The sequence below is a fragment of the Kineosphaera limosa NBRC 100340 genome, assembly GCF_000298215.1.
In the GTDB taxonomy this organism is placed as follows: Bacteria; Actinomycetota; Actinomycetes; order Actinomycetales; family Dermatophilaceae; genus Kineosphaera; species Kineosphaera limosa.
Genome location: NZ_BAHD01000042.1, coordinates 18,466 through 42,061 on the forward strand (window position 1 = coordinate 18,466; position 23,596 = coordinate 42,061).

The 23,596-nt window shown below is 71.9% G+C and carries 29 protein-coding genes; 11 read left to right on the forward strand and 18 right to left on the reverse strand.

The genetic code is table 11. The features are described from left to right. Positions 1-14: 14 nt before the first annotated feature. Genes KILIM_RS12685 through KILIM_RS12695 form a run of 3 tightly spaced genes read right to left on the reverse strand, consistent with a single transcriptional unit; the run spans position 15 to position 2,096 of the window. Positions 15-956 (reverse strand): YihY/virulence factor BrkB family protein, encoded by a 942-nt coding sequence (locus KILIM_RS12685; protein ID WP_006593100.1) that lies wholly within the window; start codon positions 954-956, stop codon positions 15-17. Positions 957-1,006: 50 nt separating this feature from the next. Continuing rightward, a complete protein-coding gene (locus tag KILIM_RS12690) occupies positions 1,007-1,342 on the reverse strand; it encodes a YnfA family protein (RefSeq protein WP_085956010.1) in 336 nt (111 codons plus the stop codon). Positions 1,343-1,352: 10 nt separating this feature from the next. Then, positions 1,353-2,096 carry a DUF4386 domain-containing protein gene (locus KILIM_RS12695; RefSeq protein ID WP_006593102.1) on the reverse strand — a complete coding sequence of 248 codons (744 nt, stop codon included), beginning with the start codon at positions 2,094-2,096 and terminating at the stop codon, positions 1,353-1,355. A gap of 93 nt (positions 2,097-2,189) precedes the next feature. Between KILIM_RS12695 and KILIM_RS12700 the strand changes: the two genes are divergently transcribed. Then, positions 2,190-2,876 (forward strand): TetR/AcrR family transcriptional regulator, encoded by a 687-nt coding sequence (locus KILIM_RS12700; protein ID WP_006593103.1) that lies wholly within the window; start codon positions 2,190-2,192, stop codon positions 2,874-2,876. A 31-nt stretch (positions 2,877-2,907) separates the two neighbouring features. On the opposite strand, the gene KILIM_RS12705 is transcribed toward KILIM_RS12700, so the two are convergent. Beyond that, positions 2,908-3,477: a DUF488 domain-containing protein gene (locus tag KILIM_RS12705; protein ID WP_040563276.1), complete on the reverse strand. Its 570-nt coding sequence runs from the start codon at positions 3,475-3,477 to the stop codon at positions 2,908-2,910. 286 nt (positions 3,478-3,763) lie between these two features. Here KILIM_RS12705 and KILIM_RS22445 point away from each other — a divergent pair, with 286 nt between their 5' ends. Next, a complete protein-coding gene (locus KILIM_RS22445) occupies positions 3,764-5,824 on the forward strand; it encodes an alpha/beta hydrolase family protein (protein ID WP_006593105.1) in 2,061 nt (686 codons plus the stop codon). Between the two features lie 102 nt (positions 5,825-5,926). On the opposite strand, the gene KILIM_RS12715 is transcribed toward KILIM_RS22445, so the two are convergent. The 3 genes from KILIM_RS12715 to KILIM_RS12725 form a co-directional block, all read right to left on the reverse strand. After that, on the reverse strand, positions 5,927-6,442 hold the full coding sequence (locus KILIM_RS12715; protein ID WP_006593106.1) for a putative immunity protein: 516 nt from the start codon (positions 6,440-6,442) through the stop codon (positions 5,927-5,929). Positions 6,443-6,539: 97 nt separating this feature from the next. Beyond that, positions 6,540-7,130 carry a nucleotidyl transferase AbiEii/AbiGii toxin family protein gene (locus tag KILIM_RS12720; RefSeq protein WP_006593107.1) on the reverse strand — a complete coding sequence of 197 codons (591 nt, stop codon included), beginning with the start codon at positions 7,128-7,130 and terminating at the stop codon, positions 6,540-6,542. After that, entirely contained in the window at positions 7,127-7,348 is a 222-nt protein-coding gene (locus tag KILIM_RS12725) for a hypothetical protein (RefSeq protein WP_006593108.1), read from the reverse strand. Before KILIM_RS12725 ends, KILIM_RS12720 begins: the two co-directional genes overlap by 4 nt. Positions 7,349-7,504: 156 nt before the next feature. Here KILIM_RS12725 and KILIM_RS12730 point away from each other — a divergent pair, with 156 nt between their 5' ends. Together KILIM_RS12730 and arr are read left to right on the forward strand one after the other, a co-directional pair. After that, the gene (locus KILIM_RS12730) at positions 7,505-8,383 is read left to right on the forward strand and encodes an aminoacyl-tRNA hydrolase (RefSeq protein WP_006593109.1); all 879 of its coding nucleotides are present in this window, start codon (positions 7,505-7,507) and stop codon (positions 8,381-8,383) included. 33 nt (positions 8,384-8,416) lie between these two features. After that, the gene (gene arr / locus KILIM_RS12735; protein WP_006593110.1) at positions 8,417-9,394 is read left to right on the forward strand and encodes an NAD(+)--rifampin ADP-ribosyltransferase; all 978 of its coding nucleotides are present in this window, start codon (positions 8,417-8,419) and stop codon (positions 9,392-9,394) included. 18 nt (positions 9,395-9,412) lie between these two features. On the opposite strand, the gene KILIM_RS12740 is transcribed toward arr, so the two are convergent. The 4 genes from KILIM_RS12740 to dhaK form a co-directional block, all read right to left on the reverse strand. Continuing rightward, complete coding sequence (locus KILIM_RS12740; RefSeq protein WP_006593111.1) at positions 9,413-10,456, reverse strand: hypothetical protein; 1,044 nt, start codon at positions 10,454-10,456, stop codon at positions 9,413-9,415. Further along, complete coding sequence (locus KILIM_RS12745) at positions 10,453-11,025, reverse strand: RNA polymerase sigma factor (RefSeq protein WP_006593112.1); 573 nt, start codon at positions 11,023-11,025, stop codon at positions 10,453-10,455. The genes KILIM_RS12740 and KILIM_RS12745 overlap by 4 nt, the downstream gene beginning before the upstream one ends. Positions 11,026-11,177: 152 nt before the next feature. Then, positions 11,178-11,945 carry a dihydroxyacetone kinase phosphoryl donor subunit DhaM gene (gene dhaM, locus KILIM_RS12750; protein WP_006593113.1) on the reverse strand — a complete coding sequence of 256 codons (768 nt, stop codon included), beginning with the start codon at positions 11,943-11,945 and terminating at the stop codon, positions 11,178-11,180. Then, entirely contained in the window at positions 11,942-13,822 is a 1,881-nt protein-coding gene (gene dhaK, locus KILIM_RS23335; RefSeq protein ID WP_006593114.1) for a dihydroxyacetone kinase subunit DhaK, read from the reverse strand. Before dhaK ends, dhaM begins: the two co-directional genes overlap by 4 nt. A gap of 240 nt (positions 13,823-14,062) precedes the next feature. On the opposite strand from dhaK, the gene KILIM_RS12760 reads away from it, so the two are divergent. The 4 genes from KILIM_RS12760 (at position 14,063) to KILIM_RS12775 (ending at position 16,260) form a co-directional block, all read left to right on the forward strand. After that, positions 14,063-15,001, forward strand: a complete 939-nt coding sequence (locus tag KILIM_RS12760; protein ID WP_006593115.1) for a DUF5996 family protein — start codon at positions 14,063-14,065, stop codon at positions 14,999-15,001. 110 nt (positions 15,002-15,111) lie between these two features. Beyond that, complete coding sequence (locus tag KILIM_RS12765) at positions 15,112-15,366, forward strand: type II toxin-antitoxin system VapB family antitoxin (RefSeq protein ID WP_006593116.1); 255 nt, start codon at positions 15,112-15,114, stop codon at positions 15,364-15,366. Further along, the gene (locus tag KILIM_RS12770; RefSeq protein ID WP_006593117.1) at positions 15,363-15,761 is read left to right on the forward strand and encodes a type II toxin-antitoxin system VapC family toxin; all 399 of its coding nucleotides are present in this window, start codon (positions 15,363-15,365) and stop codon (positions 15,759-15,761) included. The genes KILIM_RS12765 and KILIM_RS12770 overlap by 4 nt, the downstream gene beginning before the upstream one ends. A 58-nt stretch (positions 15,762-15,819) precedes the next feature. Then, positions 15,820-16,260 (forward strand): VOC family protein, encoded by a 441-nt coding sequence (locus KILIM_RS12775; protein WP_006593118.1) that lies wholly within the window; start codon positions 15,820-15,822, stop codon positions 16,258-16,260. Here KILIM_RS12775 and KILIM_RS12780 read toward each other — a convergent pair. Then, positions 16,206-18,524 carry an ATP-binding cassette domain-containing protein gene (locus tag KILIM_RS12780; protein ID WP_006593119.1) on the reverse strand — a complete coding sequence of 773 codons (2,319 nt, stop codon included), beginning with the start codon at positions 18,522-18,524 and terminating at the stop codon, positions 16,206-16,208. The genes KILIM_RS12775 and KILIM_RS12780 overlap by 55 nt on opposite strands. 150 nt (positions 18,525-18,674) lie before the next feature. Between KILIM_RS12780 and KILIM_RS12785 the strand changes: the two genes are divergently transcribed. Next, on the forward strand, positions 18,675-19,397 hold the full coding sequence (locus tag KILIM_RS12785; protein WP_006593120.1) for a DsbA family oxidoreductase: 723 nt from the start codon (positions 18,675-18,677) through the stop codon (positions 19,395-19,397). A gap of 62 nt (positions 19,398-19,459) precedes the next feature. On the opposite strand, the gene KILIM_RS12790 is transcribed toward KILIM_RS12785, so the two are convergent. From KILIM_RS12790 to KILIM_RS12815, 6 genes are all read right to left on the reverse strand, one after another. Further along, a complete protein-coding gene (locus tag KILIM_RS12790; protein WP_006593121.1) occupies positions 19,460-19,930 on the reverse strand; it encodes a hypothetical protein in 471 nt (156 codons plus the stop codon). 527 nt (positions 19,931-20,457) lie between these two features. Then, positions 20,458-20,853: a PPOX class F420-dependent oxidoreductase gene (locus KILIM_RS12795; RefSeq protein WP_006593122.1), complete on the reverse strand. Its 396-nt coding sequence runs from the start codon at positions 20,851-20,853 to the stop codon at positions 20,458-20,460. A 74-nt stretch (positions 20,854-20,927) separates the two neighbouring features. Then, a complete protein-coding gene (locus tag KILIM_RS22450) occupies positions 20,928-21,467 on the reverse strand; it encodes a hypothetical protein (RefSeq protein WP_006593123.1) in 540 nt (179 codons plus the stop codon). Between the two features lie 77 nt (positions 21,468-21,544). After that, positions 21,545-21,667, reverse strand: coding sequence for a type B 50S ribosomal protein L36 (gene ykgO, locus KILIM_RS12805; RefSeq protein WP_040563294.1), 123 nt, complete (start codon positions 21,665-21,667; stop codon positions 21,545-21,547). A gap of 5 nt (positions 21,668-21,672) precedes the next feature. Further along, positions 21,673-21,861, reverse strand: coding sequence for a 50S ribosomal protein L32 (rpmF, locus tag KILIM_RS12810; RefSeq protein ID WP_006593124.1), 189 nt, complete (start codon positions 21,859-21,861; stop codon positions 21,673-21,675). A gap of 99 nt (positions 21,862-21,960) precedes the next feature. Beyond that, positions 21,961-23,088, reverse strand: coding sequence for a CobW family GTP-binding protein (locus KILIM_RS12815; protein WP_006593125.1), 1,128 nt, complete (start codon positions 23,086-23,088; stop codon positions 21,961-21,963). Between the two features lie 68 nt (positions 23,089-23,156). Here KILIM_RS12815 and rpmB point away from each other — a divergent pair, with 68 nt between their 5' ends. Together rpmB and rpmG are read left to right on the forward strand one after the other, a co-directional pair. Beyond that, positions 23,157-23,393, forward strand: a complete 237-nt coding sequence (gene rpmB, locus KILIM_RS12820) for a 50S ribosomal protein L28 (RefSeq protein WP_006593126.1) — start codon at positions 23,157-23,159, stop codon at positions 23,391-23,393. Beyond that, positions 23,393-23,563 carry a 50S ribosomal protein L33 gene (gene rpmG / locus KILIM_RS12825; RefSeq protein WP_006593127.1) on the forward strand — a complete coding sequence of 57 codons (171 nt, stop codon included), beginning with the start codon at positions 23,393-23,395 and terminating at the stop codon, positions 23,561-23,563. The genes rpmB and rpmG overlap by 1 nt, the downstream gene beginning before the upstream one ends. Positions 23,564-23,596 lie beyond the last annotated feature (33 nt).

Consider the following 23,596-nt stretch of genomic DNA (forward strand, 5'->3'; position numbering starts at 1 on the left):
CCTGCCCGGCATCCTTACTTTCCTGGCAGGGTGGATCGGTGGCGGGGGGTGAGTTGCCCGGGGTGAGTTTGCTCCGGGTGAGTTTGCTCCGAGGTGGCGACCCAGGCGGCGGCGAACATGACGACGCGGGAGAAGTAGTAGATCCAGACGAGCAGGATGAGCGCGATGCCGAAGGCCTGGAAGGCCGGCTGGCTGCTGGTCGAGGCGAGGAGCCACGTCGACGCCTGTTTGAGCGCCTCGAAGCCGAGGGCACCGAGCAGAGCCCCGCGGCGCACCGCGACGTCGCTGAACTGCGGCTCGCCGAGCAGCCGAAACATCGCGACGAAGAGCACGACGTTGGCGACGATCCCGAGGGCGACGGAGCTGCCGGTGATCAGCCACGTCAGCCCCTCACCCAGGCCCAGCGCGTCACCGATCCGCCACGACGCCGCGGTGACGATGCCGGCGAGGCCGACGCTGACGACGAGCACGACCCCGATGACCACGAGCATCACGAAATCCCGCGCGTAAGCGCGCACCAGCCCCGGCTGGTCGGCCTTAGGAGTGTCGAACATCGACTGCAGCGCCGAGCGCATGCTCGTGATCCAGCTCAGACCCGAGTAGAGCACCGCGAGGGAGCCGATGCCGGCGACCGGCCCGGCCGCCGCCTCCAGGGTGGCCAGCGACAACTGCCCGGGGCCGGTGCCGATCATCCCCGGCAACAGCAGTTGCAGGCCCTCGACGAGTTCCGTGCGCGCGTGCGGCATGTAGGCGCTGATGAAGCCGACGGCGGCGAAGGCCAACGCCAGCACGGGAAAGAACGACAGGAACGCGTAATAGGTGACCGCCGCCGCCAGGGTCGACCCCTCCCGCTCCCGGTAGTGCGCCACCGCCCGCACGACCCGGTCCAGCGGCCGCGACCTGGCTCGCGCCCGGTCGAGCAGCCGCTGCCCACGTTGCTGCTCCTGCGTTTCCACCCGCCGCACCTCTGCTCGCACGGGCCGAAGTGTAGGCGGGCCCCGATCTGTTAGGCGGGCCGTGGTGAGTACATGATGACGGCCACCCCGACGAGGCAGATCAGGGCACCGGTGACGTCGTAGCGATCCGGGCGGAAGCCGTCGAGCACCATGCCCCAGACGAGCGAGCCGGCGACGAAGACGCCGCCGTAGGCGGCGAGGATTCGCCCGAAGTTGGCGTCCGGCTGCAGCGTGGCGACAAAGCCGTACAGGCCGAGCGCGATCACCCCGGCGCCGATCCAGATCCACCCGCGATGCTCCCGCACGCCCTGCCAGATCAACCAGGCCCCCCCGATCTCCGCGATTGCCGCGGCGACGAAGAGGGCGACAGATCTGAGCGTGTCCACGCCCGCGAGCCTAGCCATCCCCGGCACGCACCGTCGGGACCGTCGGCACGGCGGGCTCCGTCGGCACGGCGGGCAGCGTCGGCACGGCGGGCAGCGTCGGCACGGCGGGCAGCGTCGGCACGGCGGGCAGCCCTCCCGCGATGAGCGTGAACGCCAGGCCGAGCTCCCACGCGAAGACGGGGATGGCCGCGGCGGCCAGCGGCGCGGTGAGGCCGAACATCACGAGCAGGTTGCCGGCGCCGACCAACGGTCCGCCGATCAGGCCCAGCACCGAGATCACGCGTGGCACGAGCCGCCACCGATGCAGCAGGATCGCCAACAACACCGTGTGGATCGGCACGATGAGGCCGGGGCCGATGAGAAAGGTCCAGTCGTGCACGAGCCGCAGGGCCTGCGCGGCCTCCGCCGACAGCCCCGGTGCCGCCTGGGTCGCAGGTCGGGCCACGAGCGGCAGGAGGACGGCCACCCCGGTGAGGATGACCGACGACTCCAGGGCGCGTAGCGCGAGGTAGCCGGCCGCGACCGCGTGCGAATAGGCACGCACCAGCGGATAGAGCGCCATGCCCGTCCCGGTGACCGCGAGAGCGAGGACGATCTCGAGCAGGCCGCCGAGCAGGACGGGCGAGCGGCCTGCGAGGGCGGCGTCGGGGTCGAAGCCCAGCCCGCCGTAGAGCAGGACGGCCGCGACCGACGTGACGTGCGTCAGCAGATACAGGCCGCCGGCGATCTGGGCGGTGGTGCGACGACTGAGCATGGCAGCTCCTCGAATGACTGGGTGTACGGCGTACACCTTTGGAGCTTCGACGGTAGGTGTACGATGTACACCACGTCAAGAGAGGAAGCGCTCATGCCGCCACGCCCCCCTGGCCGACCTCCCCTGGACCGGGCGACGGTGCTGGCCGCGGCCGTGCAACTGGCAGACGCCGAGGGGGTCGACGCCATCAGCATGAGACACCTGGCCGACGCGCTGGACGTCGTGCCGATGGCGCTCTACAAGCACGTGGGCGGCAAGGACGACCTGCTCGACGGCATGGTCGAGGCGGTCTTGCGCGAGATCCCCGGCCAGGCCCGGGAGGGCGACTGGAAGGCGCAGGTACGCGCGGCCATTCTGGCCGCGCGACGCGCGATCGGGGAGCACCCGTGGGCCCGCCGCGCGATCGAGACGCGCACCGTGCGCAGCCCCGCCGTCCTGGCCCACATGGAGTGCCTCGTCCAACACTTCCTGCGCGGGGGGTTGTCGGTCGACCTCACCCACCACGTCATGCACGCGCTCGGCAACCGGATCTGGGGCTTCAGCCCCGAGCTGTTTCCTGAAGGCTCGCCCGCCCCCGATGGCGCTCGGCGCACGACCGCATCGCCGGACCCCGGCGACTACCCGGGCATTCTCGCCATCTCCGCCGACGCTCGGGCCCGCCGCCCAGGAGCGTCCGCCTGCGACGAGGACTACGAGTTCACGTTCGCGCTCGACCTCATGCTCGACGCCGTCGAGCGCCTCCACACCGCCGGCTGGAGCTCAGGACCCACCCGTCTCTGATCCCCGCGTGTGCCCTGCCTGGTCGGCAGGCTCACTCGCTCGGGACGCCGCCGATGGGGTAGGTGACCAGCCCGTTGTCGTCGACGGCGGGCGTGGCGCCCCATTGGCCGAGCACGTGCGGGCGAGGCGGCTGGTCGGTCATGAGGTGCGACACCTGCCAGCCGCGGGCGGCCAGGGCGTTGGCGATGAGCAGCCGGTGGCAGCGCCACGGCATCGGCTCGCCGCACATGACGACGGTGCGCTGCCGGGCGGCCAGCTCCTCCAGCCGGGCCAGGCCGGCCGCGAACTCGGGGGTCAGGGTGTGGTCGGCGTAGTTGTGAAAGCTCTGGTTCTGCCACGCCGCGTTGATCGCCGGGTCGGCGTTCTGCTTGCGGCGGCGGCCGGCCAGCTCCGGCACGTGCAGGTAGTCGATGTCGGCTTCGCCGAGCCAGCGCCGCAGCTCGTCTTGACCGAACTGGGGGCTGCGCCGCGACCCGGGCTGCGCGCGCACATCGACGAGCGCCTCGATCCCCGGCCCGGCGAGGTTCGCCAGGACCTTGTCCTGCGGGCAGGTCCAGTGCCCCACCGTCCAGATCGATCTCGGCTCCGCAGGCTGCCCCATGGCCCCACTATGACGCCGGGGCGGCCCAGCGCGGCCTTACCCGGTGGGCTGCGCGCCTACCTCGACGCCCGCTTTCGCTCGAGGTAGCGGATTCTTGACGTACTGGGGATTTCGCGACCTCTGGGGTCACAGCGCGAAGGCACCGATCGGGGCGGGAGTTGTTTAGCGTCGAAGGGCAGCCAACAGTCAGGGGCTATGGGGCATGCGCGAGTTCGACGACGAAAGAAGCCGGACGACACGGCGATTCGGACGAGGACAGTGGCGGCGAAAGTCGTCGGGGAGGTGGGTGTGGGCGGCGGTCGCGGTGGCGACCGCGGCCCTGGCGTTGTGGGGGTGGAGCGCCGCCGACCGGATCGTCCCGTCCGCCCTCGGGGCCTCGCTCCGCACGTTGGCCCCCGATCTGGGGATCGTCGCCGCGGTCGGGCTCGTGCTGTGGCTCGTCCTCCGGTTCGTTGTGGGGCGGTTCGTCGCGGTTCCGGCGGGCTTCGTCGCGGTGCTGCTCGCCTCACTCGTGCTGCTCGTGACGCTGAGCCCGGGGGCGAGCCGCGTCGGGTGGTGGGCGCTCGTCGCGATCGTCCTCGTGGGTGCGGTGGGCCTCGGCACGAGCCTTTGGGCGCTGACGCAGGGTGGGCGGCGCGCCGTCGCAGCGGTCTCGACGATCGCGTCGGTGGCGCTCGTGGGGGGCACGTTCGCGTGGCTGCTCACGCCGACCGGGGCTCCTCCGGCGCCTCTCGCGCTGGGGCCGGCGACGGTGGATGTCACCGGAGATCCGGGGAGCCCCGGGAGCCTGCCGGTCAAGACCCTCGCCTACGGCAGCGGCACGGATCGGCTGCGCCCCGAGTATGCCGGTGGCGCGAGGTTCACGACGAAGCCCGTGGACCTGAGTCGGGTCATCACCGGCTGGACCGGCGACTCTGATCGCACACAACACTGGGGCTTCGACGCGACGCAGATCCCCCTCAACGCGCAGGTCTGGTATCCCGAGGGACCCGGCCCCTATCCGCTCGCGCTCATCCTCCACGGCAACAAGAGCAGCGTGGAGTTCTCCGAGGGCGGATTCGCCTACCTCGCGGAGCGACTCGCGAGCCAGGGCACCGTCGTCGCGAGCATCGACGCGAACTTCCTCTCCACGACCCTGCTCGATCGCAGCGGCGGCATCGGCGGCGCCGACCTCGCTCGCGCCCTGCTCCCGCTCGAGCACCTCGAGGCCTGGCGGCAGATCGCCACGGACGGCCCGCTGAAGGGCCGCGTCGACCTGACGAAGGTGGCGCTCATCGGCCACTCGCGCGGCGGGGAGGCCGTCGCGGTCGCCGCCATGCTGCAGCCGCGCGACGCGGTGCCCGGGCAGGAGGACGTGCGCCTCGACTACGACGTGCCGATCCGCTCGGTCGTCGCGCTCGCCCCGGCGGACGGTCAGTTCACGGGCGCAGGGGCGAAGGTGCAGCTCAAGGGCGTCGACTACCTCGCGATCCAGGGCAGTCACGACGTCGACGTCGCCTCGTTCGGCGGGCTCGACCAGCTCGCCCGCACCACGCTGGGCCGCGACGACCTCGGCGCGACCCTCTATCTCGGCGGTGCCGATCACAGCCAGTTCAACACCCTGTGGGGCCGTCGCGACCTGGGCGACGGAGCCGCGAAGTACCTCATCGACACCGGCCGGCTCATCACCCCCGAGCAGCAGCGCGCCGCGACGATGGAGGCCGTCTCCGCCTTCCTCGCGACGACGCTGCGCGGGCAGGATCAGCGCAACCTCTTCGCCGACAACCGGACCGACGACCGTCTCCGCACGATCACGTCGCTGCGCTCGGGCCGCGACGTCGTGCTGCTCGACGCGCAGGCTCCCGACAAGGCGGTCGGCACGAAGGGGGTGACGGTCTCCGGGTCGGGCCTGACCACGTGGGAGGTGGTGGCGCAGCCCCTGCGGTGGGGTCCGGGCGACAACCGGATCGTCCGCCTCGAGGGCTCCGGTGGCAGGCTCGACGTCCGACCCGCCGAGCCGGTCGCGATCGGCGCTCGCGGCTCCCTGCGACTCGACGTCGCCGCGGTCGACGGCAGCCAACCGGCCGCGATCACAGTCGAGGTCACCGACGCGGCCGGACGCCGCGCGAGCGCAGGCGTCCGCGACATCCCGCCGCCGATCGTCGCCGACCCGCTCAAGGCGGCGTGGATGCGATCGGGCGCATCGAGCGAACCGGTCCTGCAGACCCGGGTCGTCTCCACCCGCGAATTCACCACGGCCAACCCCGAACTCGACCTGCGTCGGATCGCGACCGTCTCCGTCGTGCTCGCGCCGACCGGCGACCGCGAACTCCTCCTCGACCACCTGGTCGTCTCCCAGGGCGCTTGACCGGAAGCAGAGGTGGGTGCCCCGGGATGCGCCGCGCAGGACAGCGCGCGGTGACGCGATGGGGACCCGCCGTGCCAGTCACTGGCGGGAAACTCGATTCGGCTATTCCGCGAAGACCAACCAGCAGATGTCGTTGCGACGCGCCTGGTCGTCGATGACGAGCGCACGGATCTGGTCAGGGAGTTGTGCCCGCTGCCAGCGGCACTCGGCGCGGCCGGCGGCGTCGGACTCGGCACGCGGCACCGACGCACGCACGGCCTTGATCGCATACGCGGCCGCCCCGAGGTCGTGCTCCGCGACATGCGCGACGACCGCCGCCTGACCCGCGGCGTACGCGGCGAACCGCGCCGCACCGCGCAGCGGTCGCGCCGCCCCCATCGCGTGACCGCCGAGGGCCCGCGTCTGCATCATCGGCAGCTCGCCCGCCACCCACGACCGGGCCGCCGCGATCGCTTCACGTGGCCGCGGGTCGTCGGGCACCGCGGCCTCGAACAGCGGAAGGACATGCTCGGCGCACGTCGCCGCCCACAGGGCCAGCAGGTGGTGGTCCTCGTCGGTCAGCGTGCCCCCACGCCGGATCGTCACGAGCCGCGGATCCCGCACCTTCGGCAGAATCACTCCTCGGAATCCAAGATCGTCACCAGCCGAACCTACGGGAGGCGACCCCGACTGTCGTCCTCAGATCTCTCGACGGTCCGGCCGTCGGCGGCGGTCGTCACCGACCGTGGAGGTAGTCGTGCGCCAGGCCGACGAGGTCACGCTCACGGTCGAAGCCGCGCGCGACGACAAGAGCCGAAAGATCACGGACTCGCGCCACGTCCGCCTCGGTCAGCGTCGGGCGGAGCGCGACCAGGTCGGCGGCATCCTGCGGTCGGAGGTCGTCGTCGCGGGCCAGCAGCTTCAGCACGACGAGCTCGGCCGGACCGGCGACCGGCACCACGAGTCCCGGCACGATCTCCAATGCCGTCGCGGCCGTGACGATCTCCGGCTCGATCCCGGAGGACGCGAAAAGAAGGTCGACGAGAATCCCGCCCGAGACCGGGGAGACGAGGCGCACAGTGGCCAGCCGATCCCGGTATTCGTGCTCGACGACCGAGGTCACGGTGTAGCCGAGATTCCGCAGCTCGAGGGCCGTGCGCTCCGCGGACGCGTCGTCATCGACCAGGACACACACATCGACATCGCGAGTGAATCGAGGCTCCACCCACACGGACACCGCGAACCCACCGATCAACGCCCACGCCGCCTGCATCCGATCGAGATCGCGTGCCAGCTGGGTCAGCGACTCGGCGAGGGCATTGGTCATCGGCCGAGGCCTCCCAGGGGTCGCGGGTAGGGCCGGCCGGGGCAGTCGCCGAGAAGGGCGCCGGGGCGCTCCTGGCGCCAGCGCTCGACGGCGGCCTGCACCGCAGCGTCGTCGAGGTCGGGCTGCTCGCGACGCAGACGGGCTCGCATCATCTGTTCACCCAGGTCAGCCAGGTCGAGCGCGACGCGGAGTCGCTCCTGCGGGCTGCTCAGAGACATGGCCGAAGCATAACGAGAGGGGGCGTCCAGCCCGTGACGTCGGCGTTCCGCGCCGGCGCTTCACGATTCCTCTGTGACAGCAGTCGGGGGGGCACTCCACGGTGTCGCCGTACAGTGCTCGGGATTCCCCTCTCCGCCCAGAGAAGTGAGTGCATCGTGTCGAACGGATCGCCCGTCGGGGCCGCACTGGAGCCCCTGCTCACCCGCTATGCCGCGTGGATGGGCCTGGACGAGGCACAGGTGCTCACCGACCGCGACGAGGATCCCGAGCAGATCCGCGCCATCCAGATCGTGCTGCGCCTGGAGAAGGGCGATCCGCCGAGCTGGCAGGCGGCGCTCGCCCTCGCGGCCACCGGCTGCGCGGCCCTGTGCACCGACCCGCGCGCCGAGCCGGGCGGAGAGTGGTTCGACGCCGTGAGCGCCTACAGCCAGGGCCACATCCGCAAGGTCACGCGCCGGGCGCGCGGCGCGCAGTGGGAGGCGACCGCCGACCTGCCCGGCCTCACCCTCACCGAGGGTGACACGCAGGTGCGGGTGCTCGTGCCCAGCCTCGTGACCGCGCTCGACAAGCGGGTGTCGAAGCTGCAGGTCGGCGGCACCGACATGCCGATCGACGACGACCCGATTGTCGTCTCAGGCCCGCGAGGGCGAGCGGACGAGCCCATCGCAGGAGCGGCCACTCCCCTCCGCGAAGGGGGATCTCCGCTGCTCACGGTGCACGTCCCCGCCGACGGACCGGCCGCCGCAATGACCGCGGGCAAGCTCATGGCCCAGACCGGGCACGCCGGCATGATCGCCGCCGCACTCCTCGCCGCGTCCGACGCACCGGCGCTCGCGGCCTGGCGCGAGGCCGGATGTCCGAGCCGCGTACTTCGCACCCCGTCGGCGGCGTGGCAGCAACTACTCACCGACGTCGCCGACCCCGCTGCCGGCTGGCGCGACCATCGCCTCCTCGCGGTGCGCGATGCCGGATTCACCGAGGTCGCCCCCGGCACGGTCACGGTCGTCGCGCGGTTCTCCACGGGCGCGACCTGAGCTGCTCACGCAACGCCGCACTAGCCTGCGGACATGAACCCCGAGAGCCCGGCGTCGGCCGCAGCCTCTTCGAGCGATCAGCTCGCGCTGACGATGGCGGAGATTCGGGCGGTCGCCGCCTATGCCGCGGCGTGCGCCGAGCCGACGCTGAGTCTCTTCGAGCAGGCGTGCCCGACCGATCCGCGGCCGGCTGAAGCGCTGGCGGCCGCGCGGGCGTTCGCGGGCGGGGAACGCCGATCGCGCCGACAGCGGGTCGCCGCGCCGGCCGCGCACCGCGCCGGGGCCGACGCCCCGACCGAAGCCGCGCGACACGCCGCCATCGCGGCCGGCGACGCGGCCGCCTCGGCCTACCTGCATCCGCTGGCCAAGGCGTCGCAGGTGCGGCACATCCTCGGAGCGGCGGCCCACGCGGCGCGGGCCGGGGAGCTGTCCCGCGGCGACGACCCGGTCGTCGGCGAATATCTGCTGTACAACGCGCAGGTGCGCGCCACCCCGCTCGTGCGGGACATCCTGAGTCGCTACCCGCGCGCGCCGCAGGGTCGCACCCGCGTCGCCGAGCTCATGCACCGACTCGACGGCCTGCTGCGCGACCCACCCCCGCCGCCGCGGGTCGTCGACGACGAGGGACCGTTCTTCCACGGCACGAAGGCCGACCTGCGCCCGGGCGACCTCCTCACCCCCGGGTGGCAGACGAACTACGGCACCGGCAAGCCCTCGCGGCACATCTACCTCACCGCCTCGCAGGGCGGCGCCCCGCTCGCGGCGGCCCTGGCCCAGGGCGACGGGCCGCCGCGCGTCTACCGCGTCGAACCGCTCGGGGTGATCCACGACGACCCGAACGTCACCGACAAGCGGTTCCCCGGCAACCCGACCCGCTCCTACCGCACCACCGAGGCACTGCGCGTCGTCGAGGAGCTCCACGGCTTCGAGCTGCCCGACCCCGACCTCATCGCCCGGATGCGGGCGAGCACCGCGCAGCTGAGGGAGTTGGGCATCGAGGCCATGGACTGAGCGCGCAACGGCACAAGGTCACTGCGGGGCGTAGATCTGCACGGGACCTCCGCCGCGCAGATAGAGCCTCGGTGAGCTGCCGACGGTGGTCGGGACGATGTCCACCCGGAACGGCTCCTTGCCAGGAGCGCCGATGTCGAGTCGGTGACGGGCCGCGGCCTCGGCACCGGCCTTCAACTCCTCCACACTCACACCGGGCTGCTGGGTGAGGCGTCTCAGGTCACCGATGTAGAGCCGCCACCCCCGACTCGCCTCCACCGCTCCAGGCCAATCGGCCTCGACGGACGTCTGCGGCGGCGGCCGAAGGAACAAAAGGATGCCGTGGCCGTCGGGGGTCGGCGCGGCGAAGGCACACGAGCCGCCCTCCTCTGAACGCGTGACAGGGATGTCGTGGAGCCCGAGCGCACCGGTGATCTCCCCGATGCGGCGCTGCACGTCGTCGGCCGAGCGACACGTGGCGCCCGGGCCGACGCCGCGGATCTCGTCCTGAAGGGCATCGGACAGCTCGGCCGTCCGGGCGTCGATGGCGGGCGCCGCGTCGAGGACGGTCGCGCCCGGCGGCACCTCGTCCCGCGGGGCGACGATGACGACCTGACCGGGCAGCGATGCCATGACGAGATCGTTCGGCACCGGGCCGAGCTCCTGCCACGCCTTGACGCAGGCATCGATCGGTGAGCCCGAGCCGATCGCGCCGAGGCCCGCAGTGGTGGAACCGCTGCGGCACTGCACGCCCACCACCTCCGGCCGGGGACCGTCGAAGAATCCGGCCGCGGCGGCAGCGGCGAGGCCACCGGCGGCAAGGAGGGCCACCGCTCCCCCGACGCCGGTGGCGGCGCGCCGACGCCTGCTCCGCCGAATGCTCGGGCTGTCGGAAACCTCGTCGGCACGTGAGCCGGCGACGTCCAGATCGGGGATCCGCAGAAGGTCGGCGATGTCGACGGCATCCCAGTCGATCGAGGCGGCGGGATCCGCGTTTCGCAGGGCGGCCGCGCCCGGAATCGTGGCCAGGGGGCCACGAGGGTCGCCGTGCGCGCGGTGGGCGTGGTCTGGGGTGCTGGTCATGATCCCTCCCGGGAGTAGGCAGGTGCAGCGACCCGTGGGTGCGGCTGCGGAGGCTGTTCGGAGGCGAGCGCGTTCGCGAAGCGACGTCGCGCCCGGTGGAGGCGGACCCGGACGGCGTTGCGGCTGATCCCCAGGACGGTGGCGATCTCCGCGCGGTCGAGGCCGTCCCACTCGAGGAGGCGAAGGAGTTCCAGGTCTTCGGGCTCGAGACGCGACAGGGCCCGATGCACGTCGGACAGCTCTTTCGGCTCCCCGGGAGGAGGCACGATGGCTTCCAACGATGCCGCCAACCGATCGGTCAGTGCGACGCGTCGAGTGTGGCTTCGGCGATGGTTGGCGAGACACCGTCGGGCAACTGCCAGGAGCCACGCGACCGATTGTTCGTCGTCAGGAAGGTCCGCGACCCGCCGCCAGGCCACCAGGTAGGTGTCCGCGACGATGTCGACCGCGTCGCTCGGGTCGCTGACACGACGGACGACGTAGGCGAGCACGCGTCGATGCGTCGCCGCGAAGACCCGCTCGTAGCGGGCGCGGTCGTCCGCGTCGGCCGTTGCTCGATCTGTCGTCATGACCCGAATATGTCCGGCACGACGTCGAGCATTACCGCCCGAGGCGTTCGACCGCAGATCACCTCAGACCTTGAGCCGCGCAAAGGAGCAGGCGGGTCGACAGTGGTGGTGTTCACCAGAGCAAGCGGGACCGACCCGACCGGCTCGCCCAGTTACTGTTCGCCGAAGCGGGCGGCGGCGAGCACCTGGAGCGCCGCGAGCGCGGCGTCGGCGTCGGGTCCGCGGAGGCGGACGTGCAGCGTGTCGCCGTGGCGCAGGCCCAGGGTCAGCAGGCTCATCGCGCTGCCGGCGTCCACCTCCTCGGGCTGCGTCGGGGAGGGCCCCGAGGTGGGCGGGCCGAGGTTGCTGGCGTAAGCCTCGACGTCGAGGTCGCCGACGGCGCCGGCCAGCGCCGCAGCCGGGCGGGCGTGCAGCCCGTCGGGCAGGTCGATGACCGAGGTGAAGACCAGCTCCGGCTCGACAGCGGCCGAGTCAATTACACGCTCTTGTGTGGTATCGCCAGGCCCGGCGGGGTCGCCCAGATGCGCGACCTTTGCGGCCAGGCCGCGGCGCGCCTCGGCGTCGCAGTCGCGCAGCCCGCGCCCGGCGGCGGCTGCGACGACCGCCGCTACCAGCCCCTCGACCAGCGGCGCCGGGGAAATGAGGACGCGCTCGGCGAGGTCAGGATCGACGAACTCGACCGCCAGCTCCGCCGACAGCACGGCGCTGCCCAGGTCGACCAACACGAGGACGCCATCGCCCGAGTCCGCTCGCTCGAGCGCCTCCGCGATCGCCGCCGCGTCGGTGCCGAGCGTCGTCTCGTCCAGCCCGGCGGCCGGGAGCACGATCGGCGCACGGCCGTCCCCGACCATCTCCAGCGCCAACTCGATCGCAGCCTGAGCCAGCGGCCACGAGTGCGAGACGACGACGAGGCCGATCATCGGCCCAGCGTGGCGGCCGCAGACTCCAGGAGCAGCGCCGCGCTCGTCGCGCCCGGATCCTGATGGCCGACGCTGCGCTCCCCGAGGTAGGACGCGCGGCCCTTGCGGGCGACGAGCGGGATCGTCGCGTCCCGACCGGCGTTCGCCGCAGCCGTCGCTGCCTCGAACGCGGCGGCCGCACCGCGCCCCACCGCCTCGTCATAGGCGCGCAGCGCCGGGGCCAACGCGTCGAGCATCGTCTTGTCCCCCTCCTGAGCCTTGCCGCGGGCCACCACCCCGTCGTAGCCGGCCCGCAAGGCCGCACCAAAGGCTCGGGCATCGACGCCGGGTGAGCCGGGGGCCCCGTCGGGCAATGCGGCAGCCAGCCGGAGGAAGAACGTGCCATAGAGCGGCCCGGACGCCCCGCCGACGGTGCTGACCAACGTCATCCCCGCCTTCTTCAGCAGCGCCGCCGCGTCCGCGAAGTCCTGCACCAGCAGCGCCGCGACCGCGCGCATGCCCCGGTCCATGTTGGCGCCGTGGTCGGCGTCGCCGATCTGCCGGTCCAGGTCGGTGAGCAGGTCGACGTTCGCGTGCACGCGTGCCGCGAAGTCGGCAAGCCACGCGTGAGCTGCGGCCACATCGAGCGTCCACGCAGCCGCGGACGCGGTGCCCTCGGAGGCCGGAGCTCCGGTCGGCTCCGAGGCCGAGGCGCCGGTCGGCTCCGAGGCCGAGGCGCCGGTCGGCTCCGAGGCCGGGGCGCCGGTCGGCTCGGAGGCCGAGCCCTCCACCGGCGCGTGACTAGCGGCTGACTCGGACGCCGCTGCCTCGGCCGGCGACCCGGGCCCGGCGATCGTCGAATCAGCGGGTGCCGGACCCGACGAAGTGCCGACCCCCTCACTCCCCCAGTGCAGGCCCGGGGTGTCCACCGGCGCATCCCACAGCGCGAGCATCTCCTCGTCCGCGGCGAGCAGCGTGAGGGAGCACCCGGCCATCTCCAGGCTCGTGACGTAGTCCCCCACGAGGCACCGGGCTACGCGCACGCCGGCGCGTTCGAGCAGCGCCGCGACCTCGCCGTACATGAGGTAGAGCTCGATGAGCGGCGTGCCGCCCATGCCGTTGAGCAGGGCGATGACGGGCCCGCTGGTGAAGTCTCTGTCGGCCAGGATCGGCTCGACGAGCATCGCCGCGATCTGGCGAGCCGGTGCCATCGGCACGCGGCCGCGGCCCGGCTCGCCGTGGATGCCGATGCCGATCTCGAGCTCGTCGTCGGCGATGTCGAACGTCGCAGTGCCGGCGTGCGGCACGATGCCCGACGTCAGTGCGACGCCCATCGAGCGGCCCGCGCCGGCAACCCGGCGCGCCAACTCGGCGACGGAGTCCAGGTCGCGGCCCTGCGCGGCGGCCGCCCCGACGATCTTCTCCACCAACACCGTCGCGCCGACGCCGCGCCGCCCGGCCGTGTAGAGCGAGTCCTGCACCGCGACGTCGTCGGCGACGACGACCGCCTCGACCCGCACGCCCGACTCGGCCCGCGCCTGCTCGGCGGCCATCTCGAAGTTCATGACGTCGCCGGTGTAGTTCTTCACGATGTGCAACACGCCCGCGCCACCGTCGACGGCCGTCGTCGCGGCCATGATCTGCTCGGGCACCGGGGAGGTGAAGACCTCGCCGCAGCACGCCGCGTCGAGCATCCCCGGCCCGACATACCCCGCGTGCAGCGGCTCGTGGCCGGAGCCGCCGCCGGAGACGAGCCCGACCTTGCCCGCCACCGGCGCGTCGGCGCGCACGACGAGCTTGTGCCGGTGGTCGACCCGCAGCCGGCCGGGGTGAGCGGCCTCGATGCCCCGCAACGCATCGGAGACCACGTCCGCGGGGTCGTTGATGAGCTTCTTCATGCCCCTCACCTAATCAGTCGCGTCAAGGGTGGTCGGGCTGATCGACCTCGCTCGCCCGATTCTGGGGCTTGCTACCGGCGGCCACAGGTGTACGTCGCCGAGCGCCAACGGACCGATGGCGTTGTCCGACCGCACGCGCCGCCGCCTTCGGTATCGTCACCGTCACCTGCTCGCCGCCGAGCCGATCTCCCCGCCGGGTGATCGCCGTGCAGCGGCGTCCTCGACGCGAAGGAGCCCGTCATGGCCGATTCCACCTCGTGGCCGGCGTTGCCGGTCGACAGCTGGACCGACACCCGCGAGACCTTGCACATGTGGTTGCAGATCGTCGGCAAGATCCAGCTCGTCTCGACCCCGCTGCTCAACCACTGGTGGAATGTCACCTACGAGGTGAGCTCCCGCGGGCTGCGGACCCGGCTCATGCGCTCCGGCGACCGCGCGTTCGACGCCGAGTTCGACTTCGTGGACCACCAGCTCGTGCTGCGCACTACCGACGGGGCGACGCGCTCCGTTGCCCTCGAACCGCGGACCGTCGCCGACTTCTACGCCGCGACGTTGGACGCCATGTCCGCACTCAAGCTCGACTGCATCATCGTGCCCAGCCCGAACGAGGTGTCGCCGGCCGTGCCGTTCGCGCAGGACACCGAGCACAAGACCTACGACGCCGAGCCCGTGACGACCTACTGGCGTCAGCTGCTGTCGATGAACCGCGTCTTCGAGGACTGGCGGGCCGGGTTCGCCGGCAAGGACAGCCCGGTGCAGCTCTTCTGGGGCTCGTTGGATCTGTCGTGCGTGCGCTTCTCGGGTCGCGTCGCCCCGGAGTGGGCGGGCAGCCCCCCGCCGTCGTGCCCGCGCTGGGTCATGACGGAGGCCGAATCGCGGGAGAACGCCGCCGCCGGCTTCTGGTCCGGAGGGTCGGCCGAGGGGTCGTTCTACGCCTACACCTACCCGGCGCCGAAGGGCTACGACACGGGTTCGGTGAGCGTCGGCCACTACGACGACAGCCTCGGCGAGTGGATCCTGCCCTACGCCGACGTGCGCACCAGCGCCGACCCGGCCAAGACCCTGCTCACTTTCCTCGACGAGACCTACGCCCTCGGCGCCGACCTCGGCCACTGGGACCGCGGCGCCCTCGAGGTCGACCGGCACCGCCTCGACGCCGAGATCTACCGCCGCCGCTGACGAGCCCGGCCGCCCGCGCCCGAGCCGCCGCGCTCTTCTGCATCGTCGGGTGCCATCCCCGGCGGAAGTTCTTCCTTGCTAGGGAGCTTTCCACCTCATATGGTGGATAGATGGCGCTGAACATCAAGGATCCGGAGACGGATCGTCTTGCCCGCGAGCTGGCGGCAGAGACAGGCGAGAGCATCACGGTGGCGGCCCGACGCGCGCTCGAGGAGCGGCTGCAGCGCGTCCGCGCGCGGGCCTCCGCGAGCCGCGCGGATGATCGACTCGGAGAGATCATCGCGCGTGGCCGGCGCCGAGCGGTGCTGGACAGCCGGAGCGCGGAGGAGATCCTCGGATATGACGAGACGGGCCTCCCGACGTGACGGTCGTGCTGGACACATCAGCCGTCGCTGCAGTCGTGTTCGGTGAGCCCGACGCCGAAGTGCTGCTCTCGGTCATGACCCGGTCAGCGGGAGAGCTGTCGATCAGCGCCGCGACGCAAGTGGAACTCGGCATCGTCGTCGAGGCCCGACAGGGCCCTGACGCATCCGAGGACCTGAGGGCGCTCCTCACAGAGTTGCGTGTGGAGGCCGTCCCTGTCGATGCCGATCAGACGCATGCCGCCATCGCGGCGTGGCGCCGATTCGGCAAGGGACGGCATGTGGCCGGGCTCAACCTGGGCGACTGCTTCTCGTACGCACTAGCCAAGGTCGAGGGGGCGCCCTTGCTGTTCAAGGGCGGCGATTTCACCCAGACGGATATCGCCAGCGCCCTCTGAACCGACTCACGACGCGTGGGTTTCCCGCGCCGCGGATCGGCCCGGGAGACTGAGGCACGTGGGAGCGATTCGACGTTTCGACCACATCGGGATCACCGTCGCAGACCTCGACCTGGTGACCGACTTCTTCGTGGCGCTCGGGCTCGAGGTGCAGGGCCGGACGCCGATCGAGGGCGAGTTCATCGACACGGTCATCGGCATGCAGGGGGCGCGCACGGAGATCGTCATGCTCCACGCGCCGGGCGGGGGCACCGGACTGGAGCTCTCGCAGTTCGCCTCTCCCCCAGGCGAGCCCGGCACGCACGACGCGGCGGCCAACGTGCTCGGGCTGCGCAGCGTCGCCTTCGAAGTCGACGACCTCGACGCGCTGGTCGCCCGCCTCGAGGGGAACGGGTACGGGCTCGTCGGCGGCATCGGGGAGTTCGAGAACGCCTGGCGGATGGCCTACGTCCGCGGGCCCGAGGGCATCCTCGTCGCCCTCGCCCAGCAGGTGTCCTGAACCGGTGCAGAGCGCTCGACCCCGAGGCGCAGGTGCCGCCCCGTGTGCGTGTCGGTGCGGGCCAACTCCTCGACGGTGCCGGTGAACTGCACGCGCCCGCCGTCGTGGCCGCCCTCGGGGCCCAGGTCGATGACGTGGTCCGCCGCCGCGATGACCTGCAGGTCGTGCTCGATGACGATGACGGTGCGCCCCGCGTCGACCATCGCGTGCAGGAGGCCGATGAGCCGGCGCGTGTCCTTGAGGTGCAGCCCCGTCGTGGGCTCGTCGAGCACGACGACGGGCGCGTCGCCGGTCAGCTCGCGGGCCAGCTTGAGGCGCTGACGCTCCCCTCCGGAGAGGGTCGTGAGGTTCTGCCCGAGGGTGAGGTAGCCGAGCCCGACCTCGATGGTGCGGTCCAGGAGGGCGGCGAGCTTGGTGTCGCCGAAGACGTCGCGGGCCTGCTCCATCGTCAGCTCGAAGACGTCAGCGATCGAGAGCCCGTCGACGGTGTACTTCAGCACCCCGGGCCGGAACCGGCGGCCCTGGCACGTCTCGCACGTCGAGGTCACCGGGTCGGTGAAGCCGAGGTCGACGAAGCGGATGCCGGTGCCCTCGCACTCCCGGCAGCCGCCGTCGGAGTTCGGCGAGAAGCTCCCCGCCGGCTGCCCGGTGGCCCGGGCGAAGAGACGCCGGATCTCGTCGAGCATCCCCGTCCACGACGCCGGGGTCGAGCGGCGCGAACCGCGGATCGGCGCCTGGTCGACGATGACGGCCTGCGGGGCCGCGGCGCGCAGGTGGCCGTGGACGAGGCTCGACTTGCCCGAACCCGCCACGCCGGTGACGACGGTGAGCACACCGGTCGGGAGGTCGACGCTGACGTCCTTGAGGTTGTGGGTACTCGCGCCTTCGATGCGGATCACGCCGGTCGACCTCCGCGGCTCGCGCGGTGGCGGCGACCCCTCGCGCAGGGCCCGGCCGGTCGCGGTGTCGGCGGCCCGCAGCGCCTCGAACGAACCGTGGAAGACGAGCTCGCCGCCCTCGCGCCCCGCGCCTGGCCCGATCTCGACCACCTGATCCGCCAGCGCCATGACGGCCGGGTCGTGCTCGACGACGAGGACCGTGTTGCCCTGATCGCGCAGGTCGAGCAGCATCCGCCCGAGTTGCTCGACGTCCCGGGCGTGCAGGCCGGTCGTCGGCTCGTCGAAGACGTAGAGCATGTCGTTGAGGGTGCTGCCCAGGTGCCGGACCATCTTGACGCGCTGCGCCTCGCCGCCGGAGAGGGTCGCGGTGTCGCGGGCCAGGTTCAGGTAGCCCAGGCCGAGGTCGACCAGCCGCGTGAGCTGGGCGCGGACGTCACCGGCGAGCGGGGCGAGCGGCCCGAGGTCCCACGTGCCGACGAGCGCTGCGAGGTCGTCGACCTGCATCGCGTAGGCCTGCGGCAGCGTGAGGCCGCCCAGGGTCGCGCTGCGGGCGGCCTCGTTGAGCCGAGTGCCGTCGCACTCGCTGCACGGGCCGGTCGTCACGAGCCGCTCATGCGCCTTCTTCGCCTCGCCCTTGAGGCCGGCGGGATCCTTGGCGAGCTCGATCCGCCGGAACCGCACGAGCGCGCCCTCGAAGTGGCCGGGCAGCGCGTGCGCGCCGGCCGGCTCCACCTCGCCGGGCTGCGCCTGCAGCAGCAGGTGCCGCTCCCGCGTCGAGTACTGCTCGATCGGCACGTCGACATCGAAGAGGCCGCTGTCGGCGAACCGCCGCCACGTCAGCTTGCCCGGCCGATAGTCCGGGTGCGCGAAGGGCCCCTCGCGCAGGGAGCGGGACTCATCGACGAAGGCGTCGACGTCGAGCACCTTCTCGACCCCGAGCCCGTGGCACGTCGGGCACATGCCGGCGGGGTCGTTGAAGGAGAACGCGTTCGAGTAGCCGACGAAGGGCTCGACCCCGCGGGAGTAGAGCATCCGCATCCAGTCGCCGATCCCGGTGATCGTCGCGAGCGTGGAGCGCGGCCCGCCCTGCAGGCGGCGTTGGTCGATGACGATGCATGCGCTCAGGTGGTCGATGCGGTCCGCCTCCGGGCGCCCGTAGGACGGCAGATACGTCTGGGCGAACGCGCTGAACGTCGAATTCACCTGACGCTGCGCCTCGGCCGCGATCGTGTCGAAGACGAGCGAGGACTTGCCCGACCCCGAGACCCCCGCCACGACGATGAGCGAGCGCTTGGGCAGGTCGAGGTCGAAGCCCGCCAGGTTGTGTTGCCGCAGGCCGCGCAGCTCTATCGTGTCGAGGCTCATGAGGTCCCTCCCGATCTCGCGTGGTCAGCTGCGACCGTGGTGACCGCCAGTTCACCGCATGGCGGGGCCCCGGGCAATCCGCCGCATCGGCTGGAGGTGCAGCGCCTTCCGGCCAGGAATAGTTGTGTGAGTGAAACAGTTTGTGAGGCCATGAAGATCGAGATCTGGTCCGACATCGCCTGCCCCTTCTGCTACATCGGGGAGCGCCACCTCGAGCTCGCCCTGGAGTCGTTCGACCACCGGGACGACGTCGAGATCGTGCCGCGCGCCTTCGAACTCGACCCCGGCGCAGCCCCCGGCGAGCATCGGCCGATGGCCGACGCGCTCGCTGCGAAGTTCGGCACGAGCTCCGCCCAGGTCACCGCGATGCAGCGCGGTATCGCCGACAAGGCGCACGCCGTGGGGCTCGAGTTCGACACGAGCACAGCGAGCGTCACGAACACCTTCGACGCCCACCGGCTCGTCCACCTCGCCCGCGAGAGCGGCCGGGACCGCGAGCTCCTCGCCGCCCTGATGCGCGGCTACTTCGCCCACGGTCTGCGCGCCGGCGACCACGACGCCCTCGTCGAGGTCGCCACGCAGGTCGGACTGGACGAGGCTCGCGTCCGCGCGGTGCTGGCCGGCACCGAGTACACCGAGGACGTCCGCGCGGATGAGTCCAGGGCTCGTGCGCTCGGGATCAGCGGCGTGCCATTCTTCCTCATCGACGACACGTACGCGCTCTCCGGGGCGCAGCCGGTCGCGGCGTTCCGCTCCGCCCTCGACGAGGTGTGGGCCAAGCAGCACCCGATCCAGCACCTCGGCACCGACACCGCCGACGGCGTGTGCACCGACGACTCGTGCGCCCTGCCCGAGCCCTCAGCGCACCGCTGAGGTCTCTCTCGCGTCGGCGTTCGGGACCTCCGTCGGGGTCTGCGGCCGCAGGCCCCGGCCGATCAACGCTCCGGGGTCTCCCAGCGGCCGCTCTCGCCGAAGACCGGGCCCTGCGCCTGGCCGGGGCGGCGGAGCGAATCCTGCGGACCGTCGCCGGCGGAGGGGTTCCAGGTCTGAGCCGGCGGCGCGGCCGGTGAACCCTCTTGTGGTAGACCGCACTGGGCCCGCCAGCGCAGATAGCCCGGGTTGATGATGAGTGCGGTGACGATCGCCGCCGCCCACACGAAGAGCATGACCCCGCCGCCGGTGTTGTCCGCGTCGTTCGGCCAGAACCCGGCGACCGCGCCGGCCACGAGGAAGAACCCCGCGAGCGCGACGAACGACGGCCTGCGCGTGCGCGCGGCGACATAGACGAAGCCGACCCACGCAAAGATCCCGAGACCGAGCAGCACCGGGAGCAGCCACGCACTGTGCCTCAGTCGCCACCACGGACTCGCCAAACGCTCACCTGCGGTCGCAGCCTGCGTCGCCATCGCCGTCCTCCCCCTTGATTGCCGTCCGCTGACCCTATCGGTGGGGCAGGCCCGGTCCCGAGCCGCGGGCGGACAACGACCGCCGCCTTCGCCGACGGCTACCGGCCCATCGTGGGGCGCCAGGCCACCGATGCTGACGGACGTAGCAACTTCTCGACGTACTCGGGATTTCTAGCCGCCGAACCACACCACGTTGACCTGCGGTGATACCGCGAGCCCGAGTGCGAGATCCGCCGCGAGTACGTCAAGAATCCGCTACGTCCGGCGGCGAACGCCGCGAAAGGCCTCATCGCGGCAGCGCTGGGGCTGACGCCCGCGTTCCGGTGGCGAACGTAGTACATCAACCGATATCCGCCCGGTGCCCGAGTCGCTGACCTGCGGCGTAGCAACGGGCAGACCGGGCCCGACGCGTTGACGTACTACATTCGCCACGGCCCAAGGCCCGGCTTTTTCGCGCGCCCGACCCGCCTCATGCCAGACCAGCGCACCTTTGACGCGCCAGCGACGTGGCGCTGCTGCGGATCGGTCTACTTGCGCGTGAGGTGATCGATGGACATGACGAGGATCACGCGGTCGGCGGCGTCCGGCGGCACGGGCGTGTCCGGGTTGCCGTAGCGCGCGCCGAGGATCGGGTAGAACGCGCCCTCGGGGTCCGGGATCACCTCGACGAGCCGGCCCCGCAGCTCGATGAAGACATACGGATTGTCCGGATCCACGACGCAGAGCGCCATCGCCGGATTCGCCTGAAGGTTACGAAACTTCGCGCGCCTCGAGGTGTGCGTGAAGCGGATGGTGTTCGAGTCGGCGTCGTAGAGGAACCACATCGGGTTGACCTGCGGGGTGTTGTCGGGGCGCACCGTCGCGAGGTCACCGTAGTTGGGGTCGGTGAGCAGGTGGAGGAGGTCTTCGGGCACGGTAGTCATGCGCTTCAAGCTACTCGCGGCCGCGCGCGGCAGGATGGGGCCCGCACCGCCGCCGGGCCCGTCCGCCCGTCAGGTCAGCCAGTCCTCGACAGGCCTCTGCTGCGGATCCGGGCGGCTGAGCCGTTCGTGGAGCGCCGCAACGATGGACGCACCACGATCGGTGCGACCGCGGGGGAACCGCTCTGGCGGGACGAGGAGATCTGCGGGGAGCGCTGGGGTAGCCGATCCCCGGCCGGCGCGGGCGGACCAGGCGACCCGAGCGAGAGGCACACGGCGACCATCGGCAGCTCGACGAGCACCGCCATGCCCCAGGCGTGGACGACCGCTGCGTCGCCCACGGCCGTCGAGACATCGACGACGGCGTCGGACGCAAGCATCGTGGCCGTGATGACGGCCAGGGGCGCCAGCCGCCGACGCCACCGGGACCCTGCAAGCGCTGCCGCTCCGACGGCGACGAGTCCGAGCATCTCCAGCGCGTCCAGCACCACCCAGAAGGAGGCGAGGGGGTCCGGCGTCGCGCGCGCCTGCGCCCAGAGCACCGCGATCCACGGAATCAGCACGACGCCGCCGCCCACGAGCAGCATCCCGCGGAGTCGGTGCGGGGCCTGGTCCATGGGTCCACGGTCGGCGTCACGCCTGTGCGTCGGCACTGCCAGGGATCGCCGCCGCCTGTGCAGGGCTCCGGCGGGCCTCAGCCCTGCCGGGCCTTGAAGCGGGGGGTCCGCTTGTTGATGACGAAGGTCCGGCCGCGCCGGCGGACCACCTGGGAGCCTGGCTTGGACTTCAGATCGCGGAGCGAGTTGCGGACCTGCATCGCGATCACACCCCCGCTCGATCGTGGCCGACCGGATCGACGAGGCCACGCTGCACGGCGCGGGCCTGCCGTCGGGGCACCTGGACGGTGCCTCCGGCGGCCCGCACCGGCACGAGCGCGACGGGGTCGGCACGCCAGTTCGCGCGCCGGTGGCGGGTATTGCTGCGGGAGGTCCTGCGCTTGGGAACGGCCATGACGACTTCTCTCTCTGAGGTGGATGCGCGTCGAGCGGGAGAGGTAGACGGTGCCGGTCAGCATGTCGCGGAACGCGACCGGCTCGTAGTGGGTGGAGGTCAGGCCGCCGAGGACCGCACGTCCCCGAGCCACGGCTCGAAGCCGTCCTGCACGCAACTCCAGTGGTGCGGCGGTGCCGCCATCTCGGCATCGGTGAGCAGGCACGCCTCGAACGCCGCCCGGATCGCCGCGATCTGGGCCTCGCTCGTGAGCGAGCGCAGGCCGGTGACGACGAGACGGGTGTGAGCGCCGGAGCGACCCCACGGCCCGAGCGTCCCGATGCTCACCTGGCCGCCCGCACCGTCCCAGGCACAGATCTGCCCGCGCCGCGTCGGTAGCCAGAAGCACCCGCGGGAGCGGTGCGCGCCGGCACCGATCTCTTCGAGCCGCTCGTGCAGCCGCTCGGGGTGGAAGGGCCGTGCCGAGCGCAGATCGAGACGCCACACGGCGGCCGCGGCCCGCGCGTCCAGCTCGGGGCAGGGCAGCGTTCGGGTCTCGGCGGTCCACGCCCGCGAGCGAGTGTCGTCGTGGACCCCGAGGAGGAGGCCGCGCGCGTCGGGCACTGCGCCGTCGACGAGCAGCTGGGCGCCGGGCCGGACGAGGGCCCGCAGCAACTCCACCCCGTCGGGGTCCGCGGCGTCGCCGACCATGAGGACGTCGGCGTACGCGACGAGCGCGCCCGTCGTCTCGGCCAGCCCCCGGTGATCCTCGGGCGAGGTGTGCAGGCCGACCTCGCCGAGCAGGACGTCGCCGGTCAGGGAGTCGACGAGGGATTCGCCGTCGAGGGCCGCGACGACCGCGGCGATGCGCACGTCGGTCTCCCGCTCGAGGTGCAGGACCCGGCACAGGTGGTCGGCCGACGCAGACAGCGGCAGGTTCGCGACGATCGCGCCCCAGCGTCCGAGACCGGCGAGCCGGCGCAGGGTCGGCAGCACGTCCTCCCTGATCGCGCAGCTCACGCAGAGGTGCTCCAGATCGATCACTTCCCGCTCGAGGACCCCGGTGAGATCGCTGACGGTGCGGTGCAGTTGCTGGGTCTCGACGTCGATGTGGTGGCGGACGACGACGGCGTCGGGCAGATCCCAGGCCAGCGCCATGGTCGCGCCGGCGGTCGCCACCTCGTCGACACCCGTGACGAGCACGGTGGGTAGCCCCCGCAGGGAGCGGGGCGAGGGTTCGAGGGTCACGGAAGTCCTTCCCGGATCGGGTTGTGATTAGAATGAGAACCGTTCTCATCACTATGAAGGAGTTGTCCGTGTCACGCAAATGCCAGGTGACCGGAGCGCAGCCCCGCTTCGGCCACGCAATCTCGCACTCGCACGTGCGCATTAAGCGCCGCTTCGACGTCAACGTGCAGTCCCACCGCTACTGGGTGCCCTCGCTGGGCCGCACCATCACGCTCATGCTGTCCCCGCGGGGCATCAAGACGATCGACAAGCGCGGAATCGAGGCCGTGGTGGCCGATCTGCGCGCGAAGGGAGAGCAGTTCTGATGGCGAGCAAGCAGTCCCAGATCCGCCCCAAGATCACCCTGGAATCCACGGCCGGCACCGGCTTCCGCTACGTCACGACGAAGAACCGGCGAAGCACGCCCGACCGCCTGGTCATCCGCAAGTACGACCCCGTCGTCCGCGCCCACGTCGACTTCAAGGAGACCCGCTGATGGCCAAGAAGTCCCTCGTCGCCGCGGACGCCC

What these genes read in the sequence shown, in the direction of transcription:
- KILIM_RS12695 (WP_006593102.1), bottom strand. Translation starts at nt 2,096, where the DNA reads ATGCTCAGTCGTCGCACCACCGCCCAGATCGCCGGCGGCCTGTATCTG.
- KILIM_RS12700 (WP_006593103.1), top strand. Translation starts at nt 2,190, where the DNA reads ATGCCGCCACGCCCCCCTGGCCGACCTCCCCTGGACCGGGCGACGGTG.
- KILIM_RS12705 (WP_040563276.1), bottom strand. Translation starts at nt 3,477, where the DNA reads ATGGGGCAGCCTGCGGAGCCGAGATCGATCTGGACGGTGGGGCACTGG.
- KILIM_RS12720 (WP_006593107.1), bottom strand. Translation starts at nt 7,130, where the DNA reads ATGACCAATGCCCTCGCCGAGTCGCTGACCCAGCTGGCACGCGATCTC.
- KILIM_RS12725 (WP_006593108.1), bottom strand. Translation starts at nt 7,348, where the DNA reads ATGTCTCTGAGCAGCCCGCAGGAGCGACTCCGCGTCGCGCTCGACCTG.
- arr (WP_006593110.1), top strand. Translation starts at nt 8,417, where the DNA reads ATGAACCCCGAGAGCCCGGCGTCGGCCGCAGCCTCTTCGAGCGATCAG.
- KILIM_RS12740 (WP_006593111.1), bottom strand. Translation starts at nt 10,456, where the DNA reads ATGACCAGCACCCCAGACCACGCCCACCGCGCGCACGGCGACCCTCGT.
- KILIM_RS12745 (WP_006593112.1), bottom strand. Translation starts at nt 11,025, where the DNA reads ATGACGACAGATCGAGCAACGGCCGACGCGGACGACCGCGCCCGCTAC.
- dhaM (WP_006593113.1), bottom strand. Translation starts at nt 11,945, where the DNA reads ATGATCGGCCTCGTCGTCGTCTCGCACTCGTGGCCGCTGGCTCAGGCT.
- dhaK (WP_006593114.1), bottom strand. Translation starts at nt 13,822, where the DNA reads ATGAAGAAGCTCATCAACGACCCCGCGGACGTGGTCTCCGATGCGTTG.
- KILIM_RS12760 (WP_006593115.1), top strand. Translation starts at nt 14,063, where the DNA reads ATGGCCGATTCCACCTCGTGGCCGGCGTTGCCGGTCGACAGCTGGACC.
- KILIM_RS12765 (WP_006593116.1), top strand. Translation starts at nt 15,112, where the DNA reads ATGGCGCTGAACATCAAGGATCCGGAGACGGATCGTCTTGCCCGCGAG.
- KILIM_RS12780 (WP_006593119.1), bottom strand. Translation starts at nt 18,524, where the DNA reads ATGAGCCTCGACACGATAGAGCTGCGCGGCCTGCGGCAACACAACCTG.
- KILIM_RS12785 (WP_006593120.1), top strand. Translation starts at nt 18,675, where the DNA reads ATGAAGATCGAGATCTGGTCCGACATCGCCTGCCCCTTCTGCTACATC.
- KILIM_RS12790 (WP_006593121.1), bottom strand. Translation starts at nt 19,930, where the DNA reads ATGGCGACGCAGGCTGCGACCGCAGGTGAGCGTTTGGCGAGTCCGTGG.
- KILIM_RS12795 (WP_006593122.1), bottom strand. Translation starts at nt 20,853, where the DNA reads ATGACTACCGTGCCCGAAGACCTCCTCCACCTGCTCACCGACCCCAAC.
- KILIM_RS22450 (WP_006593123.1), bottom strand. Translation starts at nt 21,467, where the DNA reads ATGGACCAGGCCCCGCACCGACTCCGCGGGATGCTGCTCGTGGGCGGC.
- ykgO (WP_040563294.1), bottom strand. Translation starts at nt 21,667, where the DNA reads ATGCAGGTCCGCAACTCGCTCCGCGATCTGAAGTCCAAGCCAGGCTCC.
- rpmF (WP_006593124.1), bottom strand. Translation starts at nt 21,861, where the DNA reads ATGGCCGTTCCCAAGCGCAGGACCTCCCGCAGCAATACCCGCCACCGG.
- rpmG (WP_006593127.1), top strand. Translation starts at nt 23,393, where the DNA reads ATGGCGAGCAAGCAGTCCCAGATCCGCCCCAAGATCACCCTGGAATCC.